Below are 14,381 nucleotides of genomic sequence, written 5' to 3' on the forward strand. Positions count from 1 at the left end.
CGGCCGGCTTACGGATACAACCGGTACAGCGTCCGCGGGAACGGAATCGTCTCGCGAACATGGTCGAGGCCGCAAATCCAGGCGACCGTGCGCTCCAAGCCGAGTCCGAAACCGGAATGCGGCACCGTGCCGTACTTGCGCAGGTCGAGGTACCATTGGTACACCTCGGTCGAGAGCTCGTGCTCCCGGAACCGCTCCGCGAGCAGCTCCGGATCGTCGATCCGCTGCGAACCGCCGATGATTTCCCCGTAGCCTTCCGGCGCGATCATGTCCGCGCACAGCACGACTTCCGGACGGTTCGGATCCGGCTTCATGTAGAAGGCTTTGAACGATGCCGGATAATGCGTGATGAACACCGGCCGGTCGTATTTCTCGGCGATGGCCGTCTCGTGCGGCGCGCCGAAATCCTCGCCCCACTGGATCTCTTGCCCCTGTTCCTGAAGAAAAGCGATCGCCTCGTCGTACGTGATGCGGGGGAACGGCGCCTGAATCGCTTCCAGCTTGCTCACGTCGCGGCCGATCGTTTCCAGCTCTTTGCGGCAGTTCGCCAGCACGTTCTGCACGACGAACGCGATGAACTGTTCCTGCACGCGCAAATTTTCTTCATGGTCGACGAACGCCATCTCGGGCTCGATCATCCAAAATTCGATCAGATGGCGGCGCGTCTTCGATTTCTCCGCCCGGAACGTCGGACCGAACGAGTAGACCTTCCCGAGCGCCATCGCCGCGGCTTCCATGTACAGCTGGCCGCTCTGCGTCAAGTACGCGTCTTCCTCGAAGTACTTCGTATGGAACAGGTTCGTCGTGCCCTCGCTCGAGGACGGCGTCAGGATCGGCGGGTCTACCAGCGTGAAGTTCCGATCGTCGAAGAACTGCTGGATCGAACGGATGATCTCCGCGCGAACGACCAGAATGGCGCGCTGCTTCGAAGAACGCAGCCACAGATGGCGGCGGTCCATCAAGAAATCGACGCCGTGTTCTTTGGGCGTGATGGGATAATCCTGCGCGATTTGAATGATCTCGACCTCTTCGACCGTCAATTCATAGCCGGATTGGCTCCGCGGCTCTTCCCGGACGATGCCCTTCACGTAGAGCGAGCTTTCCTGCGTCAGTTCCTTGGCGGCGTTCCATGCCGCTTCCGCCACCTCGCTCTTCACGACGACGCCTTGCACGTAGCCCGTGCCGTCGCGCAGCTGGAGGAACTGAATCTTCCCGCTGGAGCGTTTGCCGTTCAGCCAGCAGCCGATCCATACGGATTGTCCCACGGCTGCCTTCAATTGTCCGATCGTCGTCAATGTTTTCATCGTTTATCGTCCCCTATTCTGTAATCTCGGCCGATTCGGCCTTTACGATCTGATACGCGTCCCTGGCGATCAGCAGTTCCTCGTTCGTCGGCACGACGAGCGCCTTGACGCGGGATTCGTCGGTCGTGATGAACCGCGGTTGCTTGGATCGGACTTCGTTGCGCTGCGCGTCGAGCTCGATGCCGAGGAACGACAGGTTCTCGCAGACCGCCTTGCGCACCGCGACGGAATTCTCGCCCACGCCCGCCGTGAATACGACGGCGTCCAATCCGTTCATTCCGGCGGCGTAAGCGCCGATGTATTTGCGCAAGCGGTACGTGTACATGTCGAATGCCAGCTTCGCCTGCTTGTCGCCTGCGTCCATCGCTTCCACGATCTCGCGCATGTCGCTGCCGATGCCGCTGATGGCCTGCAGTCCGCTGTGCTTGTTCAACATGGAATTGACCTCGTTCAGCGTGAGCTCTTCCTTGTTCATCGTGAACGGCACGATTGCCGGATCGAGGTCCCCGCTCCGCGTGCCCATCATGAGGCCCTCCAGCGGCGTGAGGCCCATGCTCGTGTCGAATGACCTGCCGTTCATGATCGCCGCGCAGCTCGCGCCGTTGCCGATATGGCAGGTGACCAGCTTGAGCGTTTCCAGCGGCCGGCCGAGCGTCTCGGCAGCCTGCTTGCTGACATAATCGTGCGACGTGCCGTGAAAGCCGTAACGCCTGATTTTGTGGCGGCGATACAGCACCATCGGAATCGGGTACAGGAAGGATTCCTGCGGCATCGATTGGTGAAAGGCCGTGTCGAACACGACGATCTGCGGCACGTTCGGCAAATTGTTTTCCACGGCCGTGATGCCCATCATCGCCGGCGGATTGTGCAGCGGAGCCAGGTCGAACAGCCTGCGGATCTCCTTCTTCACGTCTTCCGTGACGAGCGTCGATTGCTTGAAGCTCTCGCCGCCGTGCACGACCCGGTGGCCGACGGCGTCGATTTCCTTCATGGACATCAGCACGCCGTGCTCCTTGTTCGTCAGCAGCTCGATCAAGCGGCGAACCGCCGTGTTATGATCCAAGATCTCGCTGACCTCGTTCACCTCCGGCTTGCCCGTCGGTTCGTGGACGACGATCGAAGCGTCCATGCCGATCCGTTCCACGCGGCCTTGCGCCAGCACGGACTCCTCTTCCATGTTGTACAGCTGGTATTTCAGCGAAGAGCTGCCCGCGTTCATGACAAGAATGATCATACCCGTCCGCCTTCCTTGTCGTATTCGAAGAACCCTCTTCCGCTTTTGACGCCAAGCTGGCCGCCGCGCACCATCTTCTTCAGGATGAACGACGGCCGGTACTTGAGTTCCCCGTAGTCGCGGAACATCCGATCGAGCGCGGCCAGCACGGCATCGAGACCGAAGCGGTCCGCCATCTCGAAGGGGCCGTGCTGAAACGCGTACCCGATCCGCATCGCGCTGTCGATATCCTCCGCCGACGCGACGCCCTCTTCCAGCACGTGCAGCGCCTCGTTGATGAACAGGCAGATCAGCCGCGTCGTGACGAATCCCGGGGACTCGAACACCATGACGCCTTTCTTATGTATCGTCGTCTCCACGAACTGCTTCGTCCGTTCGAACACCGCGTCGCTCGTTTTGAGCCCGCGCACGATTTCCACGAGATTCGTTTTATGAACGGGATACACGAAATGCATGCCGATGACCCGGTCCGGATTGGACGTCACGCTGGCGAGCTCCGTCAAGCTCAGCGTCGACGTGTTGCTGGCCAGGATGACGTCCGGCAGGCAGACGGCGTCCAGCTCCTTGAAGATCGCCAGCTTGCTGTCCAGGTCCTCCGTGATCGTCTCGATCACCAGCTCGCAGGCTTGCAGCTCGTTCAAGGAAGACTTCGGTTGAATGCGCCCCAGGATGAGTTTCTTCTCGGCGGACGTCAGCGCCCATCGTTCCATTTGTTTGTCCAAGCTTTGTTCGATCATGCTCATGGCATGGGCAAGACGGTCCTCGCCTTGCTCCGCCATATATACATCAAGTCCGTTTGCGGCGAGCATTTCGCAAATGCTCTGCCCCATCGTTCCGGCGCCTACGACGCCGACTTTACGTACTCCCGTCAACTTCCACACCTCCGAATTTCACCTATTAGTATACCGTTTTTCCGCAAAAATAAGAAGGCGGACAGCTGCTCCGCCTTCCCTGCGCGATCAGTGCGCGATCGCTCCGCGCTGCCCGTCCGTCAACTGCCGCAGCAGTTCGCGGAACCGGTCGCCGCTTAACGTCTCTTCCCGGATCAGCACGTCGAGCGCGGACAGGAACACCGCGCGATGCGCCTCCAGCAGTTCCTTGACGCCGTGCATCAACCCGTTCAGGATGCCTCCCGTCACGGCCGCCCATTTGTCCGGGGTCATCATGGAGCCGTCGACGATGCCAAGCTCCGTGAGGCCCGATTCCACCATGGACCGGACGATGTTCATCGCTTGTTCGAAATCGCCGCGGGAGCCCGTGCTCCGTTCGCCGTAAAACATTTCTTCCGCGGCGGCGCCGCCCAGCGCGATCATGATTTGGCCTTCGAGAAACTGTTTCGTGTACAAATATTTGTCCTGCTGCGGATTGTGCCGCACGTAGCCGAGCGCTCCGCCCCTTGGGAGCAGCGCCACCTGGGATACGCTCCCCGGCCGCACGAGCTCGGCAGAGATCGCATGGCCCAGCTCGTGCAGCGCGACGCGCTCGCGCTCTTCGTTCGTCGCTTCGCGGTCCGTGCGCTCGCCCATCATCACTTTATCGATCGCCATGGACAGATGCCGCTGGCTGATCGACTCGCCGTCTTCCCGCATCGCGTAGATCGCCGCTTCGTTCATGACGCTCTCGAGCTGCGCCCCGGAGAAGCCGAACGACTCTTCCGCGATTTTCTCCAGGCTGACGGCGCCTTCGTCGATCGGCTTATTGCGCGCATGCAGGTTCAGGATATGCTCCCGGCCCTTCTTGTCCGGCAGATCGACGGCGATATGCCGGTCGAAGCGGCCCGGGCGAAGCAGCGCGGCGTCCAGCACATCCTTGCGGTTCGTCGCGCCGATCAGCAGGATGCGCGGGGTATCCGTCGTATGGATGCCGTCGAGCTCCGTCAACAGCTGGTTCAGCGTCTGATCGTATTCGCGCTGCTGGCCGCCGTCGCGCTTGCCGCCGATGACGTCGATCTCGTCGATGAAGATGACGGCGCTGCTCTTGGCTTGCTTGGCGGCTTTCTGGCGCGCTTCCTTGAACAAGTCCCGGATCCGGCTCGCGCCGACCCCGACGTACATTTCCACGAATTCCGAGCCGGAGGCGCCGAGATAGACGGAATCCGTATAGTTGGCCGCGGCTTTCGCCAGCAGCGTTTTCCCCGTTCCCGGGGGTCCGGTCAACAGGATCCCCTTTAACGGGCGAATGCCGAATTTCGAGATCTGATCGACGTGAACGAGGAAATCAAGCGCCTCGATCAGCTCCTGCTTCGCTCTGTCCTGCCCGCCGATTTCCTCGAACGACATCGGCTTCAGCGGACGCGGCTTGCCTTTGCGCTCGCTTCCGACCGTCGCCAAATGGCCGCGCGCCCGCGCCATATAAATCAGCCCGCCAACGATCACGGCCAGCAGCACGAACGGAATGACGTTCACGCCCACCGCAAACTGCAGAAACAAAATCAAGACCGGCACGAAACCGATCAGCATTTCTTTTCCGTATTTAAGCATTTGGCCACGCCCCCATCGTATTGGCCTTGCGAGGCAGGACGATGTATTTGACGGCTTTGTCGTCCTTCAACGTAATGTACACGTTGGTATCGTCCATCTCCGAATCTGCCTGAATGCCGGAGTTGCCTCCCTGCGCCTTATTCAGCGCGGCCGGAATTTCCGCGTACTCGCGGTGGTCCATCGCCTGCGCGACCTGAAACAGCATGGATGCCCAAGCATCGTCCAGCTTGTCGGACGACCCGGCCTTCTCGATATTCAGCTTCAGCTCCCGGGAGCCGATGATGTCGTTGCCTTTCGTCGCGATCGTATCATATATCGTCCGGAGATTCGCATCCCGGTCAAGCGTCAAATTCACGGTAACGGAGCTGCGGCCGATCACGGGCTGGGCGTTCACGACGCCGGGTACGCCTGTCGCGATGCGGTCAAGCGGCTTCAGGTCGGCTTCGTTGCGGTACATGAACCAGCCGCCTACCAATAAACCCGCCGATATAACGGCTGTCAGCACAATCGGCAAAGGACGTATTTTCATGACAAAAAGCTCCCTTCATCCACAGAGTACGCTGCACTCTCATCTAGCAATTACGCTATACGAAAGTATATCATAGACTGTTGATTCCAGGAGCGTGCAATTACAGGGAAGGCTGGATGAACCTGTGCATCGCGCAAGGCTGCGCCTTTATTGGGAAGGCAGCTTGTACATCACGATGAGCGAGCCGTCGCGGAAGCGGTAGAAATCGTAGAAATGATTGACGTCGCCGGCTTGCTTGCGCGAGTAGAACACTTCCCAGACCGGTTCGCCTCCGAAGAGGCCTAGCCGCATGTGGGCGATGTCGGCATCCGGCTTCTGCTGCAGGAACTGCGATTTGATCTCTTCCTTCGTTCGGCCGTCGCTCGCCTTCAGCGTAATGGACGAATCTTTCTTGAGCCATACGTACGTGTCCGCGCCTTGATCGTCTTTCCCTTTCACGACCCATACCGGCTCGTCCCACACGTAGGAATACGAATCCGTTATCTCCTTTAACCCGCTCATCTGCCCGGCATCCGCTTCGGCCGTCGCTTGGGCCGCCCAAACCGGCGATTGCACGTAACGGTAATAGAAGTTGAACGCAACGAGCAGCGCCGCGACGACGATCGCGATCAGCGTGATCCATCGGCCCGTCGTCATGATCGGGGCTCTTTTGTACCGGATCGTGCGCATCAGCTGGATAACAGCCTTTCAAAGCAGCGCTGCGCTTCCTGACGAATGCGCGCATCGTCCAGGAACACGCACTCGCCGTCCCGGACGACTTGAACGCCGTCGACCCAGACATGGAGCACGTCCCGGCCGGAACCGGAATAGACGAGATGGGATACGATTTCCGTTCGCGGATAGAAATGCGGCTGTTCGGCGTTCAAGGCGATAAAATCGGCTTTCATGCCTTCCTTCAGCTTCCCGATGCGCTCCTCCTGCCAGATCGCGCGCGCGCCGTACACCGTTCCGAGCTTGAGCGCTTCCCAAGCCGGCACCGCCGTCGGATCCCCGGAGACGCCTTTATGTATCAGAGCCGCCAAACGGATCTCGTCGAACAGATCCAAGTTGTTGTTGCTGGCCGCGCTGTCGGTCCCGAGTCCGACGGTGACGCCCGCCGCGAGCATGTCCGTCACGCGCGCGACGCCGCTAGCGAGCTTCAGATTGCTGGCCGGATTGTGGGAGACGCCGACGCCGCGCTCGGCAAGCAGGGCGATCTCGTCGTCCGTCAAATGAACGGCATGCGCCACCAGCGCGGGACGCGAGAAGAACCCGAGCTTATCCAAATGCTCGACCGGCCGCACGCCGTAGTCGTTGACGTTCTGCTGCACTTCCGCGGCGGATTCCGACATGTGCGTATGCAGCGGCAGATCCAGCTCATGCGCCGCTTCCACGATGCGGGCAATGTAATCGGGCGGGCAGGTATACGGCGCGTGCGGAGACAGCATCGTCCGGATGCGTCCGTTCGCGCGGCCGTTCCACTCCGTTGCGAACTGCTTCGCTTCGTTCAGCTTTGCGGTCTGAACCTCCGGCGGGCACAGGCCGATGACGCCGCGCGTCAGCATGCCGCGCATGCCGGACTGCTCCACCACGTCCGCCACGATGTGCATCCGGTCGTACATGTCGACGAACGTCGTCGTGCCGGAACGCAGCATCTCGCTCACCGCGAGCGCCGTTCCCCAGCGGGCGTCTTCGTCCGTGTATTTGCCTTCCATCGGCCACATCTTCTGCTCCAGCCATACTTGCAGCGCCTCGTCGTCGGAATAACCGCGCAGCAGCGACATGGCCGCATGGCCGTGCGTATTGATCAGGCCGGGCATGAACACGAGCCCTCGCCCGTCGATGATCTCGGCGCCTTCCGGAGCCGGGTCTGGCGTCTCTTCGCTTAGATACAGAATCGTATCGCCTTCGGTGACCATATGTCCTTGGAGCACGGGACGCGCGTCGTCCATCGTGACGAAGGTGCCTTCTTTAATCCAGATCCGGTTCATGGTGATCCTCTTCTCCTTCTTCGTCCAAATAATACGCGAGACTCATCAATTCGGTCGTGAAATTCGCGTAGTGAATCCGTACCTGGTCCTGCACCCGAAGAATCGTCGGCGCGAAGTTCAGGATGCCGTCGACGCCGGCGTCGACGAATTGGTCCGCGACATGCTGCGCTTCGACGGCCGGCACCGTGATGATCCCGATCCGGATATTGCGCGCGACGATCGTTTCCTTCAGCTTATCCATCGGCAGCACGGTCAAGCCGTTGATCGCGCTGCCGATCATCGACGGATGCACGTCGAACACCGCCGTGATTTTCATGTTGTCCTTGAGGTACGTGTTATAGTTGCACAGCGCGCGGCCGAGATTCCCCGCGCCGACCAGCGCGACGTTGAGCGGCTGGTCGAGCTTGAGGATTTGCCTGATTTTCTCGATTAAATACGTGACGTCGTACCCGATCCCTTTTCGCCCGAAATCCCCGAAATACGCGAGGTCCTTGCGGATTTGAGCGGGGTTCAGATCCAGCCTGTTGCCAAGCTCCTGTGATGAAACCGTCTGCACATCCCGCGCGTTCAAGTCGTTCAATACTTGCAAATACACGGGAAGCCTGCGAACGACCGCTTCGGAAATTTTCATCGGTTTCATGATTCCACTCCTTCTGCGCTTGGTGTCAGCCATTCATGCATCCGCGGCACGATTTGGTCCAAATGCATCGTTTCGATTTTCGGACCCGGAAGCGAGTACAGAAAATATTTGCCGTAATACGTGTCGATCACGCGGGTATCGTAGATGAGGACGACGCCGCGGTCTTTCGCCGTGCGAACCAGACGCCCGAAGCCTTGCTTGAATCGAATGACGGCTTGCGGGATGGAGAGCTTCATGAACGGGTTCTGCTTCTGCTCCTGCAGCAGCTCCGATTTGGCTTCCACGAGCGGATGGTTAGGCGGCTGGAAAGGAAGTCTCACGATCGCGAGACAGGTCAATGCATCGCCCGGAATATCGACGCCTTCCCAGAAGCTGCTCGTGCCGAGCAGCACCGAGGCGGCCTGCTGCTGAAACCTTCGCGTCAGCTTGCTGCGGTTGCTGCTGTCGATGCCTTGTCCGAGCACTTGGATGCCGCTTTGCGAAAGCGCCTCTTTCAGCGGCTCGTATACCTGCTTGAGCATCTTATATGAAGTGAACAAGACCAGCATCCGCCCATGCGTGCCGACCGCCGCTTCGGTCAACGATTGCACCAGCATCTCGTTGAACATCGGGTCGCCCGCGGCTCCCTTCAGTACCGGAAAATTGCGCGGTATGATGACGAGCGCCTGATCCCGGTAATTGAACGGCGACGGCAGCTGGACGGTTTTCAATCTGCCTGCTTCCTCTTCGCCGCTCAGGCCAAGCTGCTCGCAGGCGTATTGAAAGGATTTCTGCACCGACAGCGTCGCGGAGGTCATGACCACGCTGCGCTTCGTCTCGAAGAAATACGTTCTGAGCTGATTGCTGACGTCCGCCGGGACCGCGTACATCTGAACCGACTTCGCCCTGGAATTGCTGTTGGCCTCCAGCCAATACACCGTATCCGTCCGGTCCGCCTTGATGAATTGGCGCAAATCGTCGCGGGCGCGGGCCAGATCCTTCACCGTGCCGCTCAAGTCGGTCACGAGCGCCGCGATGCCCGGATCGTCGACGTCCTCCTTGATGGCGGCGAACACTTTTTCGAGCGGCCGAATGATTTGGCTCAAGTAGCCATGTATGGCTTCTTCCACCAGCTGCGCTTCTTTCCACGGGTCGGGCAACTTGCCCCCTCGCAGTCGAAGCACGAACTGTCCCGCTTCCCCGCCGCCCGGACCGTCCTGGGCGGCGTTTCTCGCTCCGCCGCCGGTGCTCATGATGGCGTACAGGAGCTCGAACAAGCGGTCCCACTCGTCCCGCAGTTCGCCGAATACGGGCACGACCTCGTCGATCTCTTCCCGCCACTTCTGCGTATTCTCGACGTTCTCGTTCGCCAGCCTGCTGTTCAGCACGATCAACTGCCCGCTGCGCGCGTCCTTGCACAGGCGGAAGACCGGCTGCTGAACGGAATAATACGACAGCTGCGTGCCGAGATGCTTGCCCGCGACTTCTTCCAGATGATGCGCTTCGTCCAGTATCAAGTGCTCGTAGCCCGGCAGCAACCGATGATCCGCGCGAATGTCCGTGAACAGCATGGAATGATTCGTGATGACGACGTCGGCGAGATTGGCTTCCTGCTTGGCGCGATGATAGTAGCAGCGTTTGAACCACGGACACGCGCGGTTCAGGCAGGAATCGGCGTCGCTCGCCACTACGCTCCAGAAGTCCGCTCCGCGGTTGCCGAAGTTCAGTTCCTCCTGGTCGCCGTGCTCGGTCTCGCTCAACCATACGACCATTTGGGAAGCCGTGATGCGGTCTTCGGCCGGCGCGCCGAAGTCCCTCAGGTTTACTTTTCCCTCGAATTTGCGCAGGCATAAATAATTGCCGCGTCCTTTAAAGACGGCGGCCTTGAACGGATACGGCATCACGGCGAGCAGCAGCGGCAAATCTCTTGAGCGCAGCTGCTCCTGCAGGTTGATCGTATGCGTGCTGACGACTATCTTTTTATTATGCTGGACACCATAGTAGAGAGCCGGAATGAGATAACCGAGGGATTTTCCCGTGCCCGTGCCCGCTTCGATCAGCAAGTGCCGTTCCTCGTCCAGCGCGTCGATGACTTCCTGGAACATCATGTTTTGAGGTTCCCGCTCTTCGTACCCCGGAACGATCGCGGCTATGCCCGCCTTGATATGCGCGAGGAACGCGGAAAACGTCCAATCCGCCGCCGAAGCCGCTTGCTCTTCTTCGCTCCGCGGATGCTGTTCCTCCGTCCAGTCGCCGGCTTTCATCGCGAATTGGCGGAAGTACGTGTATGCATCCAAATCGATCGCGGTTTGCATTTCCTTTTTGAGCGCGAATTGCGAGGTAAACCAGCCCAGATCGTCGATCTCGTCGCCGAGCAGCTGCGTCAAGCGCTGCACCGTAAGCAGCGGCAAGCCGTCGAGCTTCCGGCAGCACGCGACGAACAGCTCCGCCGTTGCCATGGCGTCGCTGTCCGCGCGGTGATGCCGATCGTGTTCGATGCCGAAATGCTCCGTGACGGCGCCCAACTGATAGGTCGTCAACGCCGGATACAGGATCCGGAGCAGATCGATCGTGTCGAGCCGCCTGCCGTCGAACGCCACGTAGCCGCAGCGGTCGAGCGCCGCGTTCAAGAAGCCCGCGTCGAAGCCGACGTTATGCGCGACAAGCACGGCATCGCCGAGCATCGGAACGACTTCGAGCAGCACTTCTTCGAGCTCCGGCGCGTCCGCGACCATCGTCTCGTCGATTCCGGTCAGCCCCGTGATGAACGCCGGGATCGGAATCGTCGGCTTGACGAACGAACTGTACGTGCGCGCCACCTTCAAGTCTTCATCCAGCAGCACGAGGCCGACCTGTATAATATCATCGCCGGCGCCATGGCCGGTCGTTTCCAAATCCAATACGGCATAATTCATCCGGTACGTATCCTCCCCAAACGAGAAACGGGCCGCAACCCGAAACAAGCGGCGCAAGCTTCGCGAATTCCGGCTTGCGCCGCCATGGTGCAAGCGCGTTTCCTTCTTCGAACGTTCAGCGAGGATCCCTGACTATCCCCATGTTACTCGCCTGACTGTTCCATTCTATAGCTGACCGCTTCCGAAATAAAGCGATAAATGTCCTGCATGCTGCTCGCAGGATCTCATGTTGGCAAGCGGATCGGTAAATTCGGGATCGGCCTCATGCGCCTGCTCGAAATACTTTGCCGCCTGTTCCAGGTTCATTCGTACGGCCTGGATGCAGCCCAACGCGTTAAGGCCGAGCGCCCGCCACTTCGGATGTTCCGTCACTTCCACCAACAATTGGAAATGCCGCTGCGCTTCGTGCCATTCCTGCAAATGCATGAACGTCATGCCCAGAAAGAGCCGCGCGTGGTTGTTTTCGGGAGAACGGGTGACCGCTTCTTCGAAATGCTTCGCCGCGTCGCGGAACATCAGAAGCTTGAAGTACCCCTGCCCCTTGCTCATATGCAGCAGTTCCGCGGCTTCCCAGTCGTCGTTCCCGTTCTCCGTTCCGAGCGCGCTCGCCGCGGCTTCGGTTGAAGGGGTGACGGCCGCAGCGGCCGGTGGAACGGCGGAAACGATTTTCGGATAAGCGGCCTGTTTCGAAGGCTGCTTCGGTTCCGCCGCCGTCGATGAATCGGCGCTTTGCTTGAGGCATTGCTGCTGCAGGTCGCGAAAATCGGCCATGCTTTCCTCGAACTGCAGCCATTCCTCGATAAACGTATCGCTAAATTGCTTCAGCTTGGCTAATTGCTCATCCAGTCGTTTGCGTTCGGTGTCGTCGGCATGCGGATAATGGATAATGATGTCTTGAAGAATGTCCTGCATCGTTGCAAATACATGCTTGAACATGGTACGCACCCACCTTCACGCCGTAGTTGTGGAGAATGAAGCGATTTGTTATGCTCATTCTTTGCGCGGGCATCGCTTTTCATACTCCAACCCAACCGTTTCACAGCGCTGGCAGCGCGGAGCGGCGCCATCGGTCACGAAATCGTCGCGTGCCGTTCCTCGTTTGCCAATTGCACGGGTTTGTTGGCCGCATCCAAAAACACGACCTTCGGTTTGTAGCTTCGCGCTTCTTCTTCCGTCATCGTGCCGTATGAAATAATAATGACATTATCGCCCGGCTGCACCAGTCTGGCCGCAGCGCCGTTCAAGCAGATGACGCCGGAGCCGCGAGGACCGGTGATCACGTACGTTTCCAGCCTTGCGCCGTTGTAGTTGTTGACGATTTGAACCTTCTCGTTCGGCCAGATGTCGGCGAGTTCCATCAAGTCTTCATCGATGGTGATGCTGCCGACGTAATTCAAGTTCGCTTCAGTGACTGTAGCTCGGTGAAGCTTTGACTTCATCATCGTTCTGAACATGGGGTTCACCTCCAGCCAATTGGAATAATCGGTTATCGATCAGGCGCGTGCCGCCGAACTTGACGGCCAACGCCAGAATCAGCTGCGCGTTAATTTCGGCCAGTCGTTGATCGGGATCGAGCTGCTTCAGCGAAGGGTACTTCAGCACTTCCACGTAATCGATCTCCGCCAGCGGCGCCGTGCGGATGAGACCGGCTGCTTCCGCGGCCAAGCGGCCTGCCGTCATCTCGGGCTCGCGCAGCCGTTTTCCCGCCTCGTCCAGCGCCTTCGACAGAACCAGCGCTTGTGCGCGCTGCTCGGCGTTCAGGTAGACGTTGCGGGAGCTCATCGCCAGTCCGTCGGGTTCGCGCACCGTCTCGCACGGGATGATGTCCACCGGAATATTGAGATCGTCGACCATTTGCTGGACGACGGCCACTTGCTGCGCGTCTTTCATGCCGAAATACGCGCGATTCGCTTGAACCAGGTTGAAGAGCTTGCTGACGACCGTTCCGACCCCGTCGAAATGACCGGGTCTGGACGCGCCGCACAGCGATTCCGTCACTTCGCTGATCAGCACGCGCGTCAGCGGCTTGGACGGATACATCTCCTGCACGGAAGGCGCGAACAGAATCGCCGCCCCGTTTCGCTCGGCCAGCGCCGCATCGCGCTCCAAATCTCGCGGATAGCGCTCGAAATCTTCATTCGGCCCGAATTGAAGCGGATTGACGAAAACGGACACGACCGTGAACTCGCACTCGTTGCTCGCGCGCCTTATCAAGCTGGCATGGCCTTCATGCAGATAGCCCATCGTCGGCACCAGGCCGATGAAGCCGTTCGGCGACTTGCTTCGCTGGCGGGCCAGCGCGGCCTTCAATTCGCTGATTGTATCGACGATTATCATGATTGGCTGCCTCCTTTGACGGAGTCCGGCGAAGCGGCGCTCTCCGAATTCTTCTTCGTGCGCGGCTGCTTGCCCGGCTGGCCGGCTTCCGCTTCTTCATGCTCCGGACCGCTGCCGCTGCCGTACAATCTCCGCAATACTTCCTGCTCCATCGGGAACGCATGGGCTTGCTCCGGAAACGCCCGCGATTTTACGTCGGCCACGTACGCGCCGATTGCGCTGCGGATCGTCGATCCGATATCCGCGTACGTTTTCACGAACCTTTTCTCATAATAAGGAGATGCATATTGCAAAATATCGTGGTAGACGAGCACTTGACCGTCGCAGCCCCGGCCCGCGCCGATGCCGATCGTCGGAATCGTCAGCGCCGAGGAGATGGCTTCCGCAAGCGGCTCCGTCACGAGCTCCAGCACGATGCTGAACGCGCCGGCCGCTTCGAGCGCTTTCGCGTCGTCGATCAGCCGCTGCGCTTCCTTCTCCAGTTTGCCCTGCACCTTGTATCCCCCGAGCTGATGAACCGACTGCGGCGTGAGGCCGATATGGCCCATAACGGGAATGCCCGCCCTCACGAGCGCGGCCACTTCGTCCGCCACTTCCGCGCCGCCCTCGAGCTTGACGGCCTGCGCATGTCCTTCTTGCAGCAGTCTTGCCGCATTCCGCAGCGTCGTTTCTTTGCCGAGATGATAGGTCATGAACGGCAAATCCGCCACGATGAACGTATTTCTGGCTCCCCTGGCGACCGCCCGGGTATGGTACACCATATCGTCTAGCGTCACGGGAATCGTCGTATCGTACCCAAGCACGACATTGCCGAGCGAATCCCCGACGAGAATCATATCGAGTTCGGCTTCCTCCGCTAATTTGGCGGAAGGATAATCGTAAGCGGTCAGCATCGAGATCGGCTCGCCGCTTTGCTTCATTTTCTTCAGCTTCGTGATCGTAACGGGTTGTTTCATGGGCTTCGTCCTCCTCAGAATTGGATGGGCGTCCGCG

At 59.6% G+C, this 14,381-nt stretch carries 13 protein-coding genes; all 13 read right to left on the reverse strand.

Annotation, left to right across the window (positions count from 1 at the left end; all coding sequences use genetic code 11):
* Nucleotides 1-8: 8 nt before the first annotated feature.
* Nucleotides 9-1,304, reverse strand: a complete 1,296-nt coding sequence (gene asnS / locus GT019_RS01485) for an asparagine--tRNA ligase (RefSeq protein ID WP_161740470.1) — start codon at nt 1,302-1,304, stop codon at nt 9-11.
* Between the two features lie 13 nt (nt 1,305-1,317).
* Nucleotides 1,318-2,538 carry an acetate kinase gene (locus GT019_RS01490; RefSeq protein ID WP_161740472.1) on the reverse strand — a complete coding sequence of 407 codons (1,221 nt, stop codon included), beginning with the start codon at nt 2,536-2,538 and terminating at the stop codon, nt 1,318-1,320.
* Nucleotides 2,535-3,410: a 3-hydroxyacyl-CoA dehydrogenase family protein gene (locus GT019_RS01495; RefSeq protein ID WP_268896002.1), complete on the reverse strand. Its 876-nt coding sequence runs from the start codon at nt 3,408-3,410 to the stop codon at nt 2,535-2,537. The genes GT019_RS01490 and GT019_RS01495 overlap by 4 nt, the downstream gene beginning before the upstream one ends.
* Nucleotides 3,411-3,497: 87 nt before the next feature.
* Nucleotides 3,498-5,018, reverse strand: coding sequence for an AAA family ATPase (locus GT019_RS01500; RefSeq protein ID WP_161740474.1), 1,521 nt, complete (start codon nt 5,016-5,018; stop codon nt 3,498-3,500).
* On the reverse strand, nt 5,011-5,547 hold the full coding sequence (locus GT019_RS01505) for a hypothetical protein (RefSeq protein ID WP_161740476.1): 537 nt from the start codon (nt 5,545-5,547) through the stop codon (nt 5,011-5,013). Before GT019_RS01505 ends, GT019_RS01500 begins: the two co-directional genes overlap by 8 nt.
* A 147-nt stretch (nt 5,548-5,694) precedes the next feature.
* Nucleotides 5,695-6,183 carry a cell wall elongation regulator TseB-like domain-containing protein gene (locus GT019_RS01510; protein WP_161740478.1) on the reverse strand — a complete coding sequence of 163 codons (489 nt, stop codon included), beginning with the start codon at nt 6,181-6,183 and terminating at the stop codon, nt 5,695-5,697.
* A gap of 32 nt (nt 6,184-6,215) precedes the next feature.
* Nucleotides 6,216-7,517, reverse strand: coding sequence for an amidohydrolase (locus tag GT019_RS01515; RefSeq protein WP_161740479.1), 1,302 nt, complete (start codon nt 7,515-7,517; stop codon nt 6,216-6,218).
* The gene (locus GT019_RS01520; protein WP_161740481.1) at nt 7,498-8,157 is read right to left on the reverse strand and encodes a redox-sensing transcriptional repressor Rex; all 660 of its coding nucleotides are present in this window, start codon (nt 8,155-8,157) and stop codon (nt 7,498-7,500) included. Before GT019_RS01520 ends, GT019_RS01515 begins: the two co-directional genes overlap by 20 nt.
* Nucleotides 8,154-11,051 (reverse strand): ATP-dependent DNA helicase DinG, encoded by a 2,898-nt coding sequence (gene dinG / locus GT019_RS01525; RefSeq protein WP_161740483.1) that lies wholly within the window; start codon nt 11,049-11,051, stop codon nt 8,154-8,156. The genes GT019_RS01520 and dinG overlap by 4 nt, the downstream gene beginning before the upstream one ends.
* A 165-nt stretch (nt 11,052-11,216) precedes the next feature.
* Nucleotides 11,217-11,987, reverse strand: a complete 771-nt coding sequence (locus tag GT019_RS01530; protein ID WP_161740485.1) for a tetratricopeptide repeat protein — start codon at nt 11,985-11,987, stop codon at nt 11,217-11,219.
* Nucleotides 11,988-12,121: 134 nt separating this feature from the next.
* A complete protein-coding gene (gene panD, locus GT019_RS01535; RefSeq protein ID WP_161740487.1) occupies nt 12,122-12,505 on the reverse strand; it encodes an aspartate 1-decarboxylase in 384 nt (127 codons plus the stop codon).
* On the reverse strand, nt 12,456-13,388 hold the full coding sequence (gene panC / locus GT019_RS01540; RefSeq protein WP_161740489.1) for a pantoate--beta-alanine ligase: 933 nt from the start codon (nt 13,386-13,388) through the stop codon (nt 12,456-12,458). The genes panD and panC overlap by 50 nt, the downstream gene beginning before the upstream one ends.
* Entirely contained in the window at nt 13,385-14,344 is a 960-nt protein-coding gene (gene panB / locus GT019_RS01545; protein WP_161740491.1) for a 3-methyl-2-oxobutanoate hydroxymethyltransferase, read from the reverse strand. Before panB ends, panC begins: the two co-directional genes overlap by 4 nt.
* Nucleotides 14,345-14,381 lie beyond the last annotated feature (37 nt).

Origin of the sequence: Paenibacillus glycinis (assembly GCF_009909185.1) — a bacterium.
GTDB classification, from domain to species: Bacteria; Bacillota; Bacilli; order Paenibacillales; family Paenibacillaceae; genus Paenibacillus_Z; species Paenibacillus_Z glycinis.

What these genes read in the sequence shown, in the direction of transcription:
- asnS (WP_161740470.1), bottom strand. Translation starts at nt 1,304, where the DNA reads ATGAAAACATTGACGACGATCGGACAATTGAAGGCAGCCGTGGGACAA.
- GT019_RS01490 (WP_161740472.1), bottom strand. Translation starts at nt 2,538, where the DNA reads ATGATCATTCTTGTCATGAACGCGGGCAGCTCTTCGCTGAAATACCAG.
- GT019_RS01500 (WP_161740474.1), bottom strand. Translation starts at nt 5,018, where the DNA reads ATGCTTAAATACGGAAAAGAAATGCTGATCGGTTTCGTGCCGGTCTTG.
- GT019_RS01505 (WP_161740476.1), bottom strand. Translation starts at nt 5,547, where the DNA reads ATGAAAATACGTCCTTTGCCGATTGTGCTGACAGCCGTTATATCGGCG.
- GT019_RS01510 (WP_161740478.1), bottom strand. Translation starts at nt 6,183, where the DNA reads ATGACGACGGGCCGATGGATCACGCTGATCGCGATCGTCGTCGCGGCG.
- GT019_RS01515 (WP_161740479.1), bottom strand. Translation starts at nt 7,517, where the DNA reads ATGAACCGGATCTGGATTAAAGAAGGCACCTTCGTCACGATGGACGAC.
- GT019_RS01520 (WP_161740481.1), bottom strand. Translation starts at nt 8,157, where the DNA reads ATGAAACCGATGAAAATTTCCGAAGCGGTCGTTCGCAGGCTTCCCGTG.
- dinG (WP_161740483.1), bottom strand. Translation starts at nt 11,051, where the DNA reads ATGAATTATGCCGTATTGGATTTGGAAACGACCGGCCATGGCGCCGGC.
- GT019_RS01530 (WP_161740485.1), bottom strand. Translation starts at nt 11,987, where the DNA reads ATGTTCAAGCATGTATTTGCAACGATGCAGGACATTCTTCAAGACATC.
- panD (WP_161740487.1), bottom strand. Translation starts at nt 12,505, where the DNA reads ATGTTCAGAACGATGATGAAGTCAAAGCTTCACCGAGCTACAGTCACT.
- panC (WP_161740489.1), bottom strand. Translation starts at nt 13,388, where the DNA reads ATGATAATCGTCGATACAATCAGCGAATTGAAGGCCGCGCTGGCCCGC.
- panB (WP_161740491.1), bottom strand. Translation starts at nt 14,344, where the DNA reads ATGAAACAACCCGTTACGATCACGAAGCTGAAGAAAATGAAGCAAAGC.